15 protein-coding genes are annotated in these 16,764 nt (G+C 34.7%); 8 read left to right on the top strand and 7 right to left on the bottom strand.

All coding sequences use genetic code 11. From position 1 onward, the window contains the following. The first annotated feature begins 126 nt into the window (after window positions 1-126). From purM to FOL89_RS10185, 8 genes are all read left to right on the top strand, one after another. Entirely contained in the window at window positions 127-1,119 is a 993-nt protein-coding gene (gene purM / locus FOL89_RS10220; RefSeq protein ID WP_144282702.1) for a phosphoribosylformylglycinamidine cyclo-ligase, read from the top strand. Window positions 1,120-1,349: 230 nt separating this feature from the next. Next, window positions 1,350-1,913, top strand: coding sequence for a phosphoribosylglycinamide formyltransferase (gene purN, locus FOL89_RS10215; protein ID WP_144282701.1), 564 nt, complete (start codon window positions 1,350-1,352; stop codon window positions 1,911-1,913). 4 nt (window positions 1,914-1,917) lie between these two features. Beyond that, window positions 1,918-2,571, top strand: coding sequence for a phosphoribosylanthranilate isomerase (locus tag FOL89_RS10210; RefSeq protein ID WP_144282700.1), 654 nt, complete (start codon window positions 1,918-1,920; stop codon window positions 2,569-2,571). Between the two features lie 93 nt (window positions 2,572-2,664). Beyond that, a complete protein-coding gene (gene purH / locus FOL89_RS10205; RefSeq protein ID WP_144282699.1) occupies window positions 2,665-4,182 on the top strand; it encodes a bifunctional phosphoribosylaminoimidazolecarboxamide formyltransferase/IMP cyclohydrolase in 1,518 nt (505 codons plus the stop codon). 243 nt (window positions 4,183-4,425) lie between these two features. Next, window positions 4,426-5,664, top strand: a complete 1,239-nt coding sequence (gene purD, locus FOL89_RS10200) for a phosphoribosylamine--glycine ligase (protein WP_144282698.1) — start codon at window positions 4,426-4,428, stop codon at window positions 5,662-5,664. A 153-nt stretch (window positions 5,665-5,817) separates the two neighbouring features. Continuing rightward, the gene (guaA, locus tag FOL89_RS10195) at window positions 5,818-7,347 is read left to right on the top strand and encodes a glutamine-hydrolyzing GMP synthase (protein WP_144282697.1); all 1,530 of its coding nucleotides are present in this window, start codon (window positions 5,818-5,820) and stop codon (window positions 7,345-7,347) included. A 107-nt stretch (window positions 7,348-7,454) separates the two neighbouring features. Next, entirely contained in the window at window positions 7,455-8,123 is a 669-nt protein-coding gene (locus FOL89_RS10190; RefSeq protein WP_144282696.1) for a potassium channel family protein, read from the top strand. Between the two features lie 194 nt (window positions 8,124-8,317). Continuing rightward, the gene (locus FOL89_RS10185) at window positions 8,318-8,722 is read left to right on the top strand and encodes a DUF805 domain-containing protein (RefSeq protein WP_144282695.1); all 405 of its coding nucleotides are present in this window, start codon (window positions 8,318-8,320) and stop codon (window positions 8,720-8,722) included. Window positions 8,723-8,795: 73 nt separating this feature from the next. On the opposite strand, the gene FOL89_RS10180 is transcribed toward FOL89_RS10185, so the two are convergent. From FOL89_RS10180 to FOL89_RS10150, 7 genes are all read right to left on the bottom strand, one after another. Further along, window positions 8,796-10,574 carry an acyl-CoA dehydrogenase family protein gene (locus FOL89_RS10180; RefSeq protein WP_144282694.1) on the bottom strand — a complete coding sequence of 593 codons (1,779 nt, stop codon included), beginning with the start codon at window positions 10,572-10,574 and terminating at the stop codon, window positions 8,796-8,798. A gap of 119 nt (window positions 10,575-10,693) precedes the next feature. Beyond that, window positions 10,694-11,062: a four helix bundle protein gene (locus tag FOL89_RS10175; protein ID WP_144282693.1), complete on the bottom strand. Its 369-nt coding sequence runs from the start codon at window positions 11,060-11,062 to the stop codon at window positions 10,694-10,696. Window positions 11,063-11,118: 56 nt separating this feature from the next. Continuing rightward, on the bottom strand, window positions 11,119-12,297 hold the full coding sequence (locus FOL89_RS10170) for a thiolase family protein (RefSeq protein ID WP_144282692.1): 1,179 nt from the start codon (window positions 12,295-12,297) through the stop codon (window positions 11,119-11,121). 49 nt (window positions 12,298-12,346) lie between these two features. Continuing rightward, window positions 12,347-12,598, bottom strand: a complete 252-nt coding sequence (locus FOL89_RS10165; RefSeq protein ID WP_317130105.1) for a four helix bundle protein — start codon at window positions 12,596-12,598, stop codon at window positions 12,347-12,349. A gap of 140 nt (window positions 12,599-12,738) precedes the next feature. Next, entirely contained in the window at window positions 12,739-15,132 is a 2,394-nt protein-coding gene (locus tag FOL89_RS10160) for a 3-hydroxyacyl-CoA dehydrogenase/enoyl-CoA hydratase family protein (protein ID WP_144282691.1), read from the bottom strand. Window positions 15,133-15,222: 90 nt separating this feature from the next. Continuing rightward, the gene (locus FOL89_RS10155) at window positions 15,223-15,672 is read right to left on the bottom strand and encodes a MarR family winged helix-turn-helix transcriptional regulator (RefSeq protein WP_144282690.1); all 450 of its coding nucleotides are present in this window, start codon (window positions 15,670-15,672) and stop codon (window positions 15,223-15,225) included. Between the two features lie 163 nt (window positions 15,673-15,835). Next, window positions 15,836-16,759: an ABC transporter ATP-binding protein gene (locus FOL89_RS10150; RefSeq protein ID WP_144282689.1), complete on the bottom strand. Its 924-nt coding sequence runs from the start codon at window positions 16,757-16,759 to the stop codon at window positions 15,836-15,838. Window positions 16,760-16,764: the final 5 nt, after the last annotated feature.

Here is a 16,764-nt window from a genome sequence, read left to right as displayed (position 1 = left end):
ATAAAACAACAGCCGATAATCGACAAAGATTGTCGGCTTTTTTATTTAATTAATTTTAATACAATAATTGTGAAATTTTCTTTATAACAATATTCATTGTTAGATTGATAAACTGATACATATACTATGAGCAACACATACAAATCAGCAGGAGTAGACAAAGAGGAAGGATATAAAACCGTTGATAAGATCAAAAAAGCGGTTGGTGAAACGCACAATTCAAATGTTCTCAATCATTTGGGGAGTTTTGGAGCTTTCTATGAAATCGGAGGTTACAAAAATCCTGTTTTGGTTTCAGGAACAGATGGAGTAGGAACGAAGCTCAAAGTGGCTTTAGACTCAAAAAAATATGATTCCATCGGAGTAGACTGTTTTGCAATGTGTGCCAACGATATACTTTGCCATGGTGCAAAACCTTTATTTTTCCTTGATTATCTGGCTTGTGGAAAACTGGATTCGGAAATCGCTGCGGAAATCGTTTTAGGAATGGTAGAAGCTTGTAAAGACAACAACTGTGCTTTAATCGGCGGAGAAACTGCTGAAATGCCGGGAATGTATCAACCCGGAGATTACGATGTTGCAGGATTTTGTGTAGGAATTGTTGAAAAAGATCAGATTATTGACGGTTCTAAAATCAAAAAAGGAGATAAAATCATCGCGTTACCCAGTTCAGGATTTCATTCAAACGGATTTTCTCTGGTAAGAAAAGTCTTTCCTGACTTCAATGAAGTATTCGAAGAAAAACCTTTGTATGAAACGCTTTTAGTGCCGACAAGATTATATTATAAAGATATTCATAAAATCCTTGAGGAAGTGGAAGTTTCAGGAATCGCACACATTACAGGTGGAGGTTTATATGAAAACATTCCAAGAATTATCGGAGATGGGCTTTGTGCTACAATTAATGCTTCAAAAATCCAGATTCCGAATATCATGCTGGAATTGGAAAAAAGAGGGGGAGTAGCTCGTGAAGAAATGTTCGGAACTTTCAATATGGGAGTGGGAATGATCGTTGTGGTAGATTCAGAACATGCTGAAAAAGTAATGCATCTTCTTGATGACGCTTACGAAATTGGTGAGATTACAGAAGGAAGCGAAAAAATAAAATTATCATTTTAATGTACCAATATAATAATGGAACAGTTTACCAATTTGGAATATTGTTTAACTGATACATTGTTACATTAAATTCAATTTTAGAAGCTTAATCCCGCTTTCCACTATATCTTTTTCGCCATCGCTTTTTTACAAAGCCATTTTAGAAAAAGGATGCCGTTGCAATCGGGGCTAGTTAATAACAGACAAAGCCTTGTTAAGGTTTAAAACCTTGACAAGGCTCACAAAATAAAATGAAAAACTTAGTTATACTCGTTTCAGGGTCAGGAACCAATCTTCAGAGAATTATTGATACTATTGATAATGGAGAAATCCAGAATGCAAAAGTATCTTTAGTTGTTGCCGATAGAGAATGTTACGGACTGGAAAGAGCCAAAAATCATAACATAGAAAATATTCTGATTCCGAGAGGAAAAAATTTCAGCAGCGAATTGAGTAAAATCATCCCTGAAAATACAGATTTAATCGTATTGGCAGGATTTTTATCCATTCTAAAACCTGAATTTTGTGAAAAATGGAGCGAAAAAATAATCAATATTCATCCTGCTTTGCTCCCAAAATTTGGAGGAAAAGGAATGTGGGGGCACCACGTTCATAATGCGGTGATTGAAGCAAAAGAAAAAGAAAGCGGAGCAACCGTACATTTTGTAACTTCAGGAATTGATGAAGGAGAAGCCATTCTTCAAAAATCGTTCGAAATTACAAAAGATGATACTCCCGAAACCGTAGCAGAGAAAGTTCATTTAATAGAATATGAAATTTTTCCAAAAGCAATAAACAAAGTTTTAGGAAATTAAGATAATGAAACCAAGAGTAAAAATCTGTTGTATAAGCAGTTTAAAAGAAGCAAAGCTGGCTATCCAATACGGAGCTTCAGCTCTGGGATTGGTGGGGAAAATGCCAAGCGGACCGGGAGTTATAGAAGATGAACTTATTTTAGATATTCAAAAAAATACACCGCCTCCTATTTCAACATTTCTTCTAACAAGTGAAACTAGCGTTCAGGATGTAATTACCCATCACAGAAAAGTGCAGACATCAGTAATTCAGTTGGTGGATGCACTGGAAAATAACGAATATCATCTTTTGAGACAAAATTTACCAGGCATAAAACTGGTTCAAGTGATTCATGTGATTGATGAAAAATCTGTTCAGGAAGCTATTGAAGTGGCTCCATACGTAGATGCTTTATTGCTTGATAGCGGAAATCCCAATCTTAAAATTAAGATATTGGGCGGAACAGGAAATATTCATGATTGGAATTTAAGTAAAAAAATAAAAGATTCTGTTGATGTTCCCATATTTCTTGCAGGAGGCTTAAAAGTAGAAAATATAAGAGAAGCTATAAAAAAAGTACAGCCTTTCGGGCTAGATTTATGCAGTAGTGTAAGGACAGATGGAAAACTTGATGAAAAAAAATTACATGCTTTTTTCAATGAAATTGAAAAAATTTAGGAAGAAAAATCTAAATAAAAATAAAAGATCGGAGGTGAAAGACCCGGTCTACAGTTTGAAATAGCTGTAAAAAGTAAAAAAATCGAAAGTAAAATGAGCAAAAAGAGAGTTTTAATCAGTGTTTCTGACAAAAGTGGATTGACCGAATTCGCAAAGTTTTTAGAAGCCCAAAACTATGAATTGATTTCTACAGGAGGGACATTCAAACATTTGAAAGACGCTGGTTTAAATCCGATTCAAATTGATGAAATAACCGATTTTCCTGAAATGTTAGATGGAAGAGTGAAAACACTCCACCCGAAAGTTCACGGTGGTTTGTTGGCGGTTCGTTCCAACGAAGAACACATGAAAACAGTTCAGGAGCACGGAATTGGTCTGATTGACATGGTGATCGTAAATCTTTATCCGTTCTTCGAGAATGTGAATAAAGACATTTCTCTCCACGAAAAGGTAGAATTTATTGACATTGGTGGTCCTTCAATGCTTCGTTCAGCAGCCAAAAACTTTGATTCTGTAACGGTAATTACTGACGTTGAAGATTATTCAACTGTAAAAATCGAAATGGAACAAAATGGAGATACATTTATTGAGACTCGTAGAAAATTAGCAGGTAAAGTTTTCAATCTTACTTCAGCTTATGATGCTGCAATTTCCAAAATGCTTTTGGATGAAGAATATCCTACATATCTGAATGCATCTTACAAAAAAGTTGCTGATCTTAGATATGGTGAAAACCCGCATCAGACAGCGGCTTATTACGTTTCTACTTTCGAAAATGGTGCGATGAAAGATTTTGAGCAGTTAGGAGGTAAAGAATTGTCTTTCAACAATCTTCGCGATATGGATCTTTGTTGGAAAGTAGTGACTGAATTTAAAGAAGAAATGGCTTGCTGTGCTGTAAAACACTCTACTCCGTGTGGAGTGGCGATCGGAACTTCAGCATTGGAAACATATCAGAAAACTTTCGAGTGTGATCCTGTGTCTATCTTTGGCGGAATTGTTGCAATGAACTACAAAATTGATGCAGCAACGGCAGAAGAATTAAACAAAACTTTTCTTGAAATCGTTATGGCTCCTGAGTTTGATGAAGAGGCTTTGGAAATTTTAAGAAAGAAGAAAAATTTAAGAATTATAAAAATAATAAACCCTGTTTCCGACAAAAAAACTTGGGTTAAAGTAGATGGAGGAATTCTGGTTCAGGACAATGACAGTATTTTTTCGGATGACATTAAGATTGTAACTGAAACGCAACCTACAGAAGAGCAGAAAAAAGCATTGTTATTTTCTCAGAGAGTTGTGAAATATGTAAAATCTAATGCAATAGTTGTTTCCAACGGAATTCAGGCTTTCGGAATCGGAGGAGGACAGGTAAACAGAATTTGGGCTACTCAGCAGGCAATTGAAAGAGCGAAGGAAAAGTTTTCAGGAGAATTGGTTTTAGCTTCTGATGCCTTTTTCCCTTTCCGTGATGTGGTAGATTTTTGCGCTCAGGAAGGTATTACAGCAATCATTCAGCCCGGAGGAAGTGTAAAAGATCAGGATAGCATTGATGCTGCTAATGAACACAAAATCCCGATGATGTTTACAGGAATTAGACATTTTTTACATTAATTAAAATTAAATTAAAAATATAGATGGAAATCTGTAATTTAGGATAGATTGGTTTTCAGTATTTGCTGAATGCTAACGCTTTTACAAACTAAAAAACAGTTAGTTAATCAAAAATATTTGCTAATTTTTCATTAAAATTTTTATTAATATAAAATGCATACATCCTGAAATTATATTTTGAGATTGTATTTATAGCATCCAAAATTATATATTTGTAAAATAGACTAGTTAATTATATAAAATATGAGAATATTAATCATAGGTGAAGGCGGAAGAGAATCTGCTTTAGCAGCAAAACTTCAGAAGGATTCCAGAATTACAAAGATGTTTTTTGCAAACGGAAACGCAACTACTGATGCAATTGGTAAGAATGTACATTTATCCGATATCAAAGAATTAAGAGATTTTGCAATAAAGGAAAAAGTAGATTTAACGATTGTAGGACCGGAAGCTCCGCTTGTTGCAGGTTTGAAAGACGAGTTTAAAAAGCATGGTCTTAAAGTTTTCGGACCCAACCAAAAAGTGGCGAGTCTTGAAGGAAGCAAAGCTTTTTCTAAGAAGTTTATGCAAACCTATGATATCAAAACAGCTAAAGCTGTGGTTTTTGATTCTTATCCTGAAGCTAAAGAATATGTACAGACACAAAATTATCCTTTAGTGGTAAAAGCCAGTGGTCTTGCTGGTGGAAAAGGGGTGGTAATCTGCGAAACGATTGAAGAAGCAGAAGCTACAATTCACGATTTTATGATCAGAAGAATCTATGGTGATGCAGGAATTCGTTTGGTTATTGAAGAATATCTGGAAGGTTTTGAAGCATCAATTATTGCATTCTCAAATGGAGACAAACTTTTCCCTTGCGTTGCCGCTAAAGATTACAAAAAAGTAGGTAACGGAGATACAGGTTCCAATACAGGAGGAATGGGTGCAGTAGCTCCAAGTCCCGAGTTTACACAGGAACATTTTGCAGATTTTGAAAAAAATATTCTTGAGCCTACCTTAAAAGGTCTTAAAGCAGAAGGCTTCAGTTTCAAAGGAATTATCTTCTTCGGATTGATGATCACCAAAAACGGAACCTATCTTCTTGAATATAACATGAGATTTGGAGATCCTGAAACTCAGGTTTTGATGGCATTAATGGAGAATAATCTGCTTGATGTAATTCAGGACTGTATGGAAGGTAAAGACATTGAGCTGAAATTTAAAGATGAAAAGGCAGTCTGCTTAGTTATGTGTTCGGGAGGTTATCCAAGAAATATGGAACTTGGCTTTGAGATCAAAGGTGAAGACAAAGTAAAACACAGCCAGCTATTATATGCAGGAGCTACCAGAAAAGGAGATAAGGTTATTTCTAACGGTGGTAGAGTGTTAAACTTGGTGGCAACAGGAGCAACCTATGAAGATGCACGTAAAAAAGTATATGAAGATGCACTTCCTGTACATTTCGATTACAGTTTTTACAGAGAAGACATCGGAAAGTTTTAAAATAAATCACGAAAAAAGATTTGGAGAAATCCAGGTCTTTTTTTGTAAAGAATTTAATAGCAGTAAGCTTTAAGCTATAGGCGATAAGCTTTAGAACTCACAAATAGCCTACTGCTTACAGCCTATAGCTTAAAGCATTAATAAAATTTTAAAATGAACAACGGTATTATCATACTCGATTTCGGATCACAATACAATCAGCTCATCGGAAGAAGAATCCGTGAGATGGGTGTTTATTCTGAAATATTGCCTTTCAATACACCATTAGAAATACTTTTAGAAAAACAACCAAAAGGAATTATTCTTTCCGGGGGACCAAGTTCTGTGAATGCAGAAAATGCTCATCTCGTTGAAAAAGAATTATACGAGCAGGGAATCCCTGTATTGGGAATTTGCTACGGAATGCAACTCACTGCACATCTTTTAGGCGGAAAAGTTCATAAAGGTGTGAAAGGAGAATACGGAAAAGCTCACCTTGAAATTGTAAAAGAATCTTCTCTGTTAAGAGGAGTTACCAACAATTCTGTGGTTTGGATGAGTCATTTTGACGAAGTCGGAATGCTGCCTCCAGGTTTTGAACTGAATGCACAATCCGGAGTAATCGCATCTATTGCAAACGAAGAAAAGAAAATCTATTGTGTACAGTTTCATCCTGAAGTTTCTCACACAGAAGAAGGCGGAAAAATGCTTGAAAATTTCGTTTTCGGAATCTGTAATGCAGAAAAAAACTGGAAACTGACCAATTATATCGAAAAAACCGTCGAAGAAATACGTGAAAGAGTAGGAGATCAAAAAGTAATTTTAGGGTTATCCGGTGGAGTAGATTCTTCTGTTGCTGCGGTTTTGATTCACAAGGCAATCGGAGATCAGCTGACTTGTATTTTTGTTGATACTGGTTTGCTGAGGAAAGATGAAGACAAAAAAGTAATGGATAATTATGGCGAGCATTTTCATATGAATATCAAGTTGGTAGATGCTAAAGAAAGATTCCTCTCAAAACTAGCCGGAGTAGATGATCCTGAAGCCAAAAGAAAAATCATTGGAAATGAATTTGTTCATGTTTTTGATGAAGAATCTCATAAAATTGAAGGCGCCAAATTTTTAGCGCAGGGAACAATTTATCCTGATGTTATCGAGAGCCAGTCAGTAAACGGACCTTCTGCAGTAATCAAATCTCACCACAATGTTGGCGGACTTCCGGAAGAAATGGAGTTTGAACTGCTTGAACCTTTAAGAGAACTCTTCAAAGATGAAGTAAGAAAAGTAGGGGAAGAATTGGGAATTCCTCATCATTTGGTGCACAGACATCCTTTTCCTGGTCCTGGTTTAGGAATCAGAGTATTGGGAGCTGTTGATGCAGAAAAAGTAAGAATTTTGCAGGAGGCTGATGATATTTTCATTGAAGAATTATATAAAAATGATTTATACGAAAAAGTTTCTCAGGCTTTCGTTGTTCTACTTCCTGTAAAATCTGTAGGAGTAATGGGTGATGAGAGAACGTATGAGTACACAGCAGTAGTTCGTTCTGCAAACACGATCGACTTTATGACAGCAACATGGAGCAGACTTCCTTATGAATTTTTGGATACTGTTTCAAGCAGAATTATTAATGAAGTAAGAGGAATCAACAGAGTAGCGTACGATATTTCAAGCAAACCTCCTGCAACCATTGAGTGGGAGTAATTTGTTAAGAGTAAAATAATCATCCTGTCTTTAGTAGACAGGATTTTTTGTTTTAGTATTTTTGTTGATTAAGCTTACACTGTTAATTTTTAAAAAGACACTATACAATGAAGATCAAAAATTTTTTAAGTAATAGAAAATACGAACTGCTTTTAGCAGCACTTATTCAACATCTTTTTATTGGCATCATTGTCAATGATATGACATTTTATACTGAGGTTTTATGGCCAATTAATATGGTTATTTTGGGTTTAGCAAGTATTGGTGTTTTTATTGAAAAAGGAAAATTTAAAAATATAACGAAGAATGTTTTGTCCGTTTTGGTCATTATACTCCCTATTTTGCTGTCTTTTTTTAAAGGAGTTCCGGAGTTTATGTTTTTTCTAAATATCAGTTATATTGTATTTTATTTTTTTATTTTTTTGGAGGTTTTCAAGTTTTTAATAAAACCCGGCTATATTAATACAGATATTATTTCTGCTTCAGCCTGCGGATTATTATTGCTTTTAGAAGTATCTGTTTTTATGTTTCAGATTTATGCATATTCAGATCTTCAATCTTTTAAAGGATTAAACTATTCCAGTCCGGCGCATACGTTTATTGATCTGGTATACTTTTGTTCTGTTACTCTAACTACGATTGGTTATGGTGATATTACTCCTAATTCTTACCAAACTAAACTCATCACTTCACTGATTGGAATTATCGGACAGTTTTATTCCGTTGTTTTGGTGGGAATTATCATCAGCAAATTTTCTAATAATACTAATAAATGAATAATCATCTAAGTATTATGATAATAAAATAATACTTAATAAACAGATCAACTTTTAACTTAAAACCCGCTTCAATAATTTGAAACACGTTTATATTAGAATTTTTTTATATAAAATACTATGAAAATTAAAAGAAATAATTTTTTGTTTAAAAAAAAATTATACTTTTGGATTTAACTATAAAAAATATAACTATGAAATGGTATTTAAAGGTACTTAAACAGTACACAGATTTTAACGGAAGAGCTAGAAGGACTGAATATTGGATGTATATTTTATTCAATATGCTTTTTACAATTGCAGCTGTAATTTTGGACAATATTTTAGGATTAAAATTTTCGTCTGAAAGTCCATACGGATTTATTTATATGGTTTATGCTTTGGCTGTTTTCATCCCGGGATTAGCCGTTTCCGTGAGAAGATTACATGACGTGGGGAAAAGTGGATGGTTTCTGCTCATTGCATTTATTCCAATAATTGGAGCCATCTGGTTATTGATTTTGTATTTTACAGAAGGAGATTCGGGTACAAATCAATATGGTTTAAATCCTAAAGAAAATTTCAGCGAAATCAATGAAATAGGCACAAAAGACTATTAATCTTACAACAACAAATAAAAAACAAAAAACGCTTCAAATATTGAAGCGTTTTTTGTTTATAAGATTTACTGGTTTAGTAATGTCCTTTTGCAATATAATGAGCTGCAACCTTTTCAGTTAGAGCAACAACATTAGGATTGTTGGTGTATTTTGTAAATCTTCTTAATCCTGAAAGCATCATTCTCTGTTCGTCACCTTCTGCAAAGGAAACGATTCCCTCTTTTGCGGCAACGATAATTTTTTCCACCGCTTTATAAAGATTCAATTGAGCCATTGCAGCTTCTACAGAATCTGCTGAGAAATGTTTTTCGGCTCTTAAAACTGTAGATTCTGCCATGTAGATTTGGTTAAGAATTTCAGATGCGTTTAATAATAAATGTTGCTGTTTCTCAATATCCATCATGTATTTTTGAAGAGCAGCACCGGAAACCATTAAGAAAACCTTCTTAAGATTGGCAATAATTGCTTTTTCTTCGCTCATAAATTCAGAATAATCAGGAACTTCAAATGACGGGATTCCCATCAATTCTTTGCTGATCGCCATTGCAGGAGAAAGTAAATCTAATTCTCCTTTCATTGCTCTCTTGATTAACATTCCAACGGCTAAAAGTCTGTTAATTTCATTAGTTCCTTCATAAATTCTTCCGATTCTTGCATCTCTCCATGCAGATTCCATCGGAGTGTCTTCTGAGAAGCCCATTCCACCATAGATTTGGATTCCTTCATCGGCTGTATTTTGGGTAAGATCTGAAACAAAAACTTTTAGAATAGAAGCTTCTACTGCAAATTCTTCAACACCTTTTAATTCAGCTTGTTGATGATCCATTCCCCCTGCAACCAATTCTGCAATTTTATCTTCAACATTTTTCGCTAAACGATATGAACCAGCTTCACTTACAAAAACTCCTGTTGACATTTCAGCAATCTTCTTTCTGATGGCTCCGAAAGTAGAAATTGAAACACCAAATTGTTTTCTTTCGTTTGAATATTGAATAGAGTGATTTAAAATTCTTCTTTGTCCGTCAAGATTTGCCGCAGCTAATTTAATTCTTCCAACATTCAATGCGTTCAAAGCGATTTTGAAACCATTATTTCTTTCGCCCAACATATTCTCAACAGGAACTTTCATATCATTAAAGAAAACCTGACGTGTGGACGATGAGCGAATACCTAATTTATGCTCTTCCTCACCAAAAGTCAAGCTTTCAGGATTTTCCAATTCAGAACGGTTAATCACAAAACCAGTGATATTTTTATCATCATCAATTTTAGCAAACAAAGTGAAAGTGTCTGCAAAACCAGCATTCGAAATCCACATTTTTTGTCCGTTGATGATGTAATGTTTTCCATCTTCTGACAATTTTGCTCTTGTTTTTCCCGAGTTGGCGTCTGATCCGGCATCGGGTTCAGTCAAACAATACGCTCCGAATTTTGTTCCTGTAGCTAAATCCGGAAGATATTTCTTTTTCAATTCTTCACTTCCATAAAGAAGAGTAGGTAAAGTTCCAATTCCGGTATGCGCACCGTAAGCTGTTGCTAATGATCCGTTTCCACCTGAAACATAATCGCAAGCCAACATGGTACTTACGAATCCCATTCCAAGACCGCCATACTCTTCAGGAACAGTAATTCCAAGAAGTCCCATTTCGCCTAATTTACGCATTGTTTCTTCCGTCAATGCATAATCTTTTTTCTCAAAACGATCATGATGCGGAACAACCTCTCTATCAATAAATTCTTTTGCTGAATCACGAAGCATTTTTTGCTCTTCACTCAGTTCTTCAAGACTGAAAATTTCGTTTGCAGGAATTTCTTTGATCAGGAATTCACCGCCTTTTACTATATTGCTCATTTAATATTTGATTTTTTTCTTTTAATTATTTAGATTTTTAGATAATAGACGGATAGATGATAGACTTATTATTTATCAAAATCATTTTATTATCTATTTTCTGTCAGTCTATCATCTTTTTAGTCTTTATTAAGTATATTTTGAAATACCATTGTTGCTCTTTGGAATTCTTCAATTTTTACTTCAAAGATTTCACATTTTTCATCAGATAAATATTTTTTATGATTTGCCAATAATATTTGAGTTTGCAATTCAAATGACGAACCCAAAGAAATATCTAAAAAATGACTAAAAGATTTATTTGTTCTGCTTGAACCTTCAGCTATATTTGAAGGAATAGAGATTGAACATCGATCCATTTGGCTTTTCAAACCATATTTTTCATAAGTTGGAAAAGTATCGGTAAGATCTAATGTTGCTCTTGACAATTCCATACCCATTTTCCAAATTTTAAGCTTTTTAAAATTATGTCTTTTAAAATCATCCATCATTTCTTGTGTGTTTCTAAGTGTCCATTATCTATCTGTCTATTTTCTTTTTGTCTTTAAAGAAGTTCGAATATGCTTGCCGCTCCTTGTCCTGTTCCTACACACATGGAAACCATTCCGTATTTATTTCCGCGTTTTCTCATTTCGTCAAGAAGCTGAACGGTTAATTTTGTTCCGGTGCAGCCAAGAGGGTGACCTAAAGCAATGGCACCTCCGTTTACATTTAAGATATCTGAATTTAAGCCTAATTCTTTTTTGATGGCAACAGATTGTGATGCGAATGCTTCATTTAACTCAATTAATTCAATATCTTTTAATTCTAAACCTGCCTGTTTCAAAGCTTTTGGAATTGCATAAATTGGTCCCATTCCCATGATTCTTGGTTCTAATCCTGCAGCTGCATAAGCTACCAATCTTGCTTCTGGCTCAAGACCTAATTCTTTTACCATTTCTTCACTCATTACCATGACGAAAGCCGCTCCATCGCTCATCTGTGATGAGTTTCCGGCTGTTACGCTTCCTCCGTTAGCAAAAACAGGTCTCAATTTAGCCAAACCTTCCAAAGAGGTATCTGCTCTTGGACCTTCATCAACAGAGAAGTCAAACTTTTTAGTCTGCATTTTCTGGTTTTCATCCAAAAAATTATATTCAACAGGAATCGGAACAATCTGATTAGCAAATCTACCTTCCTTATTGGCTTTTAAAGCTTTTTGATGAGATTCAAAAGCGAACTGATCCTGTTCTTCTCTCGTGATATTATATTGTTTTGCAACTTCTTCTGCGGTGTAACCCATTCCCCAGTAATAATCAGGATTTGTTTTGGCAATTTCAGTTTCAGGAACGGGTTTGTATCCACCCATCGGAATGTAAGACATAGATTCTGTACCTCCTGCAATAATGCAGTCCGCCATTCCTGCCTGAATTTTTGCAGAAGCAATCGCAATCGCCTCACTTCCTGATGCGCAATATCTGTTTACGGTAACTCCGGGAACTTTGTCTGTATTTAATCCCATTAAAGAAATTAAACGCGCTACGTTTAAGCCTTGTTCGGCTTCGGGCATCGCGTTTCCAACGATAAGGTCATCGATTCTGTTTTTATCCAATTGCGGAAGTTCAGCCATTAATTTTTCAATTACGGTTGCCGCCATTACATCGGGTCTCGTGAATCTTAAACTTCCTTTTGGAGCTTTTCCAACGGCAGTTCTGAATCCTTTTACTATGTATGCTGTTTTCATTTGTTTGTATTAATGTATTTACGTAAAATGTATTTATGATTTAAAATGCTTAAGTATTAAACTTCTGCTTCAGTTTTACCAACATATTTTGTATATGTTTAATTTCGGAATAAATCATATTAAAATCATCATTTTTAAAGAATTCCAACTCATCAGCAATTAAAATCTGAGTTTCGAATTCAAATGAAGAACCTAATGCAATATTCAGAAAATGTGAAAATTGGGCATTTGTATCTCGACCTGCACCTTCAGCAATATTAGAAGGAATTGAATATAAGCTTCTTCTTGACTGTGAAGTCAATCCGAATATTTCATTTTTTGGAAAATTATTAGAAGCTAAATAAATATTTTACAAAGTTTCATTGATTTTGTCCAAACTTCTAAATCTCTAAAGTTGTGCATCGTTAGTACATTAATACTTTTTACATTTTACAGAAAAATCTAGTTTCTCAACGGTTTACCTTTTTGTAACATATGCTGAATTCTCTCCAACGTTTTTCTTTCACCGCAAAGCTGTAAGAATGTCTCTCTTTCAAGATTCAATAAATATTGTTCGGTAACGACTGTTGGTTCAGAAAGATTTCCGCCGACCATTACGTTAGCTAATTTATCTGCGATTTTTTTATCGTGTTCAGAAATATAATTTCCTGTTAGCATCTGGTCAGTTCCTACATAGAACATTCCTAAAGCATCTTTACCTAGAACTTTTACTTTCTGTTCGATAGGTTGTGTGTATCCGTGTTCTGCTAAACTTTTAGCGAGCATTTTAGCGGTCTTAATCTGGCTTCTTTTATCAACTGAAACAATATCTTTTCCATGCTCTAAAATTCCCATATCATAGGCTTCGTAAGCAGAGGTTGCTACTTTACCCATCGCAATATTCATGAAAGCTTCACGAAGTCTGTTATTTTTCACGTCATCATTGTGAAATTCTCTGGATGTTCTCAAGGTCAATTCTTTAGTTCCGCCACCGCCAGGAATTACACCAACTCCGGTTTCCACCAATCCGATGTAAGTTTCTGCTGCTGCGACAACTCTGTCTGCGTGCATGGTCATTTCGCAACCACCGCCAAGCGTCATTCCGTGAGGAGCAACAACCACAGGAATAGAAGAGTAGCGAACTCTCATCATTGATTTTTGGAAATAGGCAATTGCCATATTCAAATCATCCCAATCCTGTTCGATGGCCATCATTAAAATCATCGCTAAATTGGCACCCACAGAGAAATTCGTGCCTTGATTTCCAATCACTAATCCGTCGTATTCTTTTTCAGCTAAATCAATCGCTCTGTTTAATCCATCCAAAACTTCGCCTCCCAAAGAATTCATTTTAGAACGAATCTCGAAGTTGATAATTTCGTCACCTAGATCTTCAATCGCAGCTCCTGAATTACTCCAAAGCGTTTTATTTTTTCTGATATTATCTAAAATAATGAAAGAATCCTGACCCGGAATTTTGTTGTATTCACCAGAGCTTTTATCAACATAAATGCTTTGTCCCTCGTCATTCACTTTATAGAAAGTTTCCACATTTTTCACCCAGTCTGACACTTCGTAGCCGGCTTCTTTGGCCAATTCAATACCTTTCTGAACGCCTACCGCATCCCAGATTTCAAAGGGACCGTTTTCCCAACCAAAACCAGCTCTCATGGCATCGTCGATTTTGTAAACTTCATCGGAAATTTCCGGAACTTTATGCGAAATATAAGCGAATAATGCTCCCAAAGATTTTCTGTACAATTCTCCGGCTTTATCTTTTCCACCAATTAACACTTTAAATCTGTCAATTGGTTTGTCAATATTTTTTGTTAATTCTAATGTCGGAAAAGAAGATTTTCCCTGAAGTTCGTATTCTAAAGTATCCAGATTTAATCCTTGAATTTCAGATTTTCCTTCTGCATTTTTTACTTTTTTATAGAAGCCTCCATCTGTTTTAGATCCTAACCATTTATTATCAACCATTTTCTGGATGTAATCAGGAAGGGCAAAAACGTCGTTGAAATCATTCGCTTCGGCACCGCTTTGGCGAACGCCGTTTGCCACCATCACCAAAGTATCCAAACCAACAACATCAGCGGTTCTGAACGTTGCAGATTTTGGACGACCGATTACTGGACCAGTTAATTTATCAACTTCGGAAACCGTTAATCCTAATTTCTGAACATTATGAAGGAGATCCATCATTGAGAAAACTCCGATTCTATTGGCAATAAAAGCAGGAGTATCTTTTGCTAAGACGGTTGTTTTTCCTAAGAATTTTGCTCCGTAGTTCATATAGAAATCAATGATTTCTGGATTCGTATCGTTGGTTGGAATAATCTCTAAAAGAGGAAGATATCTCACAGGATTGAAGAAGTGTGTTCCTGCAAAATAATGTTTGAAATCATCGCTTCTTCCTTCCACCAACATATTAATTGGAATTCCTGAAGTATTTGAAGAAACTAAAGTTCCGGACTTTCTGAACTGTTCGATTTTTTCATAAACGGATTTTTTGATGTCGAGCTTTTCAACGACAACTTCAATAATCCAGTCTGTATTTTTTATTTTAGGTAAATCATCATCAAAGTTGCCAACTTTAATTCTATCTGCAAATTTCGGAGAATAGAGTAGTGCAGGACTTGCTTTCTTGAGTTTTTCAAAGTTTTCTGAAGCGATTCTGTTTCTTACCGCTTTGTCATCTTTGGTCAAACCTTTTTTCTGCTCTGCTTCGGTCAATTCAAAAGGAACGATATCCAGCAGCAAAACTTCTACCCCAATATTGGCAAAGTGTGCAGCAATACCGCTTCCCATAATTCCTGAACCGAGAACCGTAACGTGTTTGATTCGTCTTTTCATATTTAGATATTTATTATTTTTAATGGTCAAATGAATATTGCTCTATTATTTAAACCATTTTTATAGGTAATAGTGCTTTCATAGATCAATTTATTTCTTATTATTAAGGTCATGAGAAATTTTCATGATTTCTGTCATTACTTCTTTGAATATTTCCAGTTTTTCCGGTGAAATCTTCTCCATTATTTTTTTATTGAAATTAACGACCACTTCTTTTGAAAGATTTCTTGAACTAAGTCCTTTTTCGGTAAGTTTAATAATGACTTCCCGCTTATCGGCTGTAGTTTTTTCTTTGTAGATATAGCCATTGTCTTCCAGAAGTTTAATAATTCTTGTAAGCGAAGTTGGCTCAATTGCCATTTTAGGACCCAAATTGGTACTTCTTGTACCTTCTTTGGGGTCGATTTTCAATAAGGTGAGTGCTTGTACAGCCGTAGAGTCATATTCCTGTGCCAAATCTGAGTACATTTTCTGTACCGAAATCCACGTTTGTTTCAGAATAAGATCAATGTTTTCTATTTTATCTTTATTTGGTTCCATACTTTTCGTGTCATGGTTTATCCAAATTTAGCAAATATTATGCATGCATAATATTTATTTACGTTAAAATTTGTTAACTTTCTGAAAATTAAATCATTAAATTATATGAACAGCATAATACTATGCATGCATAGTATGTATAAACAATAAAGAATTTAAAGAATTAATGAATGGTTTTTACAAAATTAACGATTTCTTCAAAGGATTCGCATTGATGTTTTTCTGTTTGATGAGTAATAATCCATTTTTGATTGTCCCATTCAAAAAACAAAGTAGAAAGGTTTTTTTCAAAATTTTTCTGCAACAAAGAGAACAGCATCTCTTTATAAACCTCTGGCGCAATAATGTGTGGAGCAACAAATTGTTCATTTATTGTGAAAAGCGAAGCATTCGTCAACTCTTCATGCTGAAGCAAAACATCTTCAACAATGCCCGAATATAGATTTTGATCTTTCAAATACCAGATTTTATCTGCAAATTCTTTTGCCAGTCGCCAGTCATGAGAAGAGAAAAGAATCAGTTTATTTTGTTTTTTTGCGAGCTTTCTGAGTGTTTGCAAAATGATAACTTTATTCTTTTCATCCAAATGTGTGGTAGGTTCATCAAGGATGATAATGGGTGCATTTTGAGTGATTGCTCTTCCGATAAAGGCTTTTTGAAGATTTCCGTCAGAAAGATTTTTAAGTAGTGTATTTTTATACTGGGTTAGCTCCAACTCTTCAATAATATGGGAAACTTCTTCTCTGTCTTCTTTTTTTAATTCAAAATAAAAAGGATAATAAATGTATTTTCCTAAAGAAATAAGATCTTCTACAGTATAATTCTGAGGAATTACCGATTTGGAAAAAACAACAGCAATCTGCTCTGCAATTTCTTTTACTGAAAGATTTCTGATGTTTTTATTATTAATAGAAATATCTCCTCTTAAAAGCGGAAGCTGATGCAGAATAGATTTGATTAAAGTTGTTTTTCCCACCCCATTATTTCCAATCAAGAGACATACTTCTCCCAGATTCAAATTCGCATTTGCTTTTGAAATTAATGTTTTATTATAGCCTATGTCAGCTTGATTGATTTGGAGATGCATAGATT

The organism is Chryseobacterium echinoideorum (assembly GCF_007474535.1).
Taxonomy (GTDB): Bacteria; Bacteroidota; Bacteroidia; order Flavobacteriales; family Weeksellaceae; genus Chryseobacterium; species Chryseobacterium echinoideorum.
This window is presented reverse-complemented; position numbering and strand designations above follow the sequence as displayed.

Coding starts and splice junctions, on each gene's coding strand:
- FOL89_RS10170 (WP_144282692.1), bottom strand. CDS start 12,297: ATGAAAACAGCATACATAGTAAAAGGATTCAGAACTGCCGTTGGAAAA.
- FOL89_RS10150 (WP_144282689.1), bottom strand. CDS start 16,759: ATGCATCTCCAAATCAATCAAGCTGACATAGGCTATAATAAAACATTA.
- FOL89_RS10175 (WP_144282693.1), bottom strand. CDS start 11,062: ATGGATGATTTTAAAAGACATAATTTTAAAAAGCTTAAAATTTGGAAA.
- purD (WP_144282698.1), top strand. CDS start 4,426: ATGAGAATATTAATCATAGGTGAAGGCGGAAGAGAATCTGCTTTAGCA.
- FOL89_RS10155 (WP_144282690.1), bottom strand. CDS start 15,672: ATGGAACCAAATAAAGATAAAATAGAAAACATTGATCTTATTCTGAAA.
- FOL89_RS10180 (WP_144282694.1), bottom strand. CDS start 10,574: ATGAGCAATATAGTAAAAGGCGGTGAATTCCTGATCAAAGAAATTCCT.
- purH (WP_144282699.1), top strand. CDS start 2,665: ATGAGCAAAAAGAGAGTTTTAATCAGTGTTTCTGACAAAAGTGGATTG.
- FOL89_RS10190 (WP_144282696.1), top strand. CDS start 7,455: ATGAAGATCAAAAATTTTTTAAGTAATAGAAAATACGAACTGCTTTTA.
- purM (WP_144282702.1), top strand. CDS start 127: ATGAGCAACACATACAAATCAGCAGGAGTAGACAAAGAGGAAGGATAT.
- FOL89_RS10160 (WP_144282691.1), bottom strand. CDS start 15,132: ATGAAAAGACGAATCAAACACGTTACGGTTCTCGGTTCAGGAATTATG.
- guaA (WP_144282697.1), top strand. CDS start 5,818: ATGAACAACGGTATTATCATACTCGATTTCGGATCACAATACAATCAG.
- FOL89_RS10210 (WP_144282700.1), top strand. CDS start 1,918: ATGAAACCAAGAGTAAAAATCTGTTGTATAAGCAGTTTAAAAGAAGCA.
- purN (WP_144282701.1), top strand. CDS start 1,350: ATGAAAAACTTAGTTATACTCGTTTCAGGGTCAGGAACCAATCTTCAG.
- FOL89_RS10185 (WP_144282695.1), top strand. CDS start 8,318: ATGAAATGGTATTTAAAGGTACTTAAACAGTACACAGATTTTAACGGA.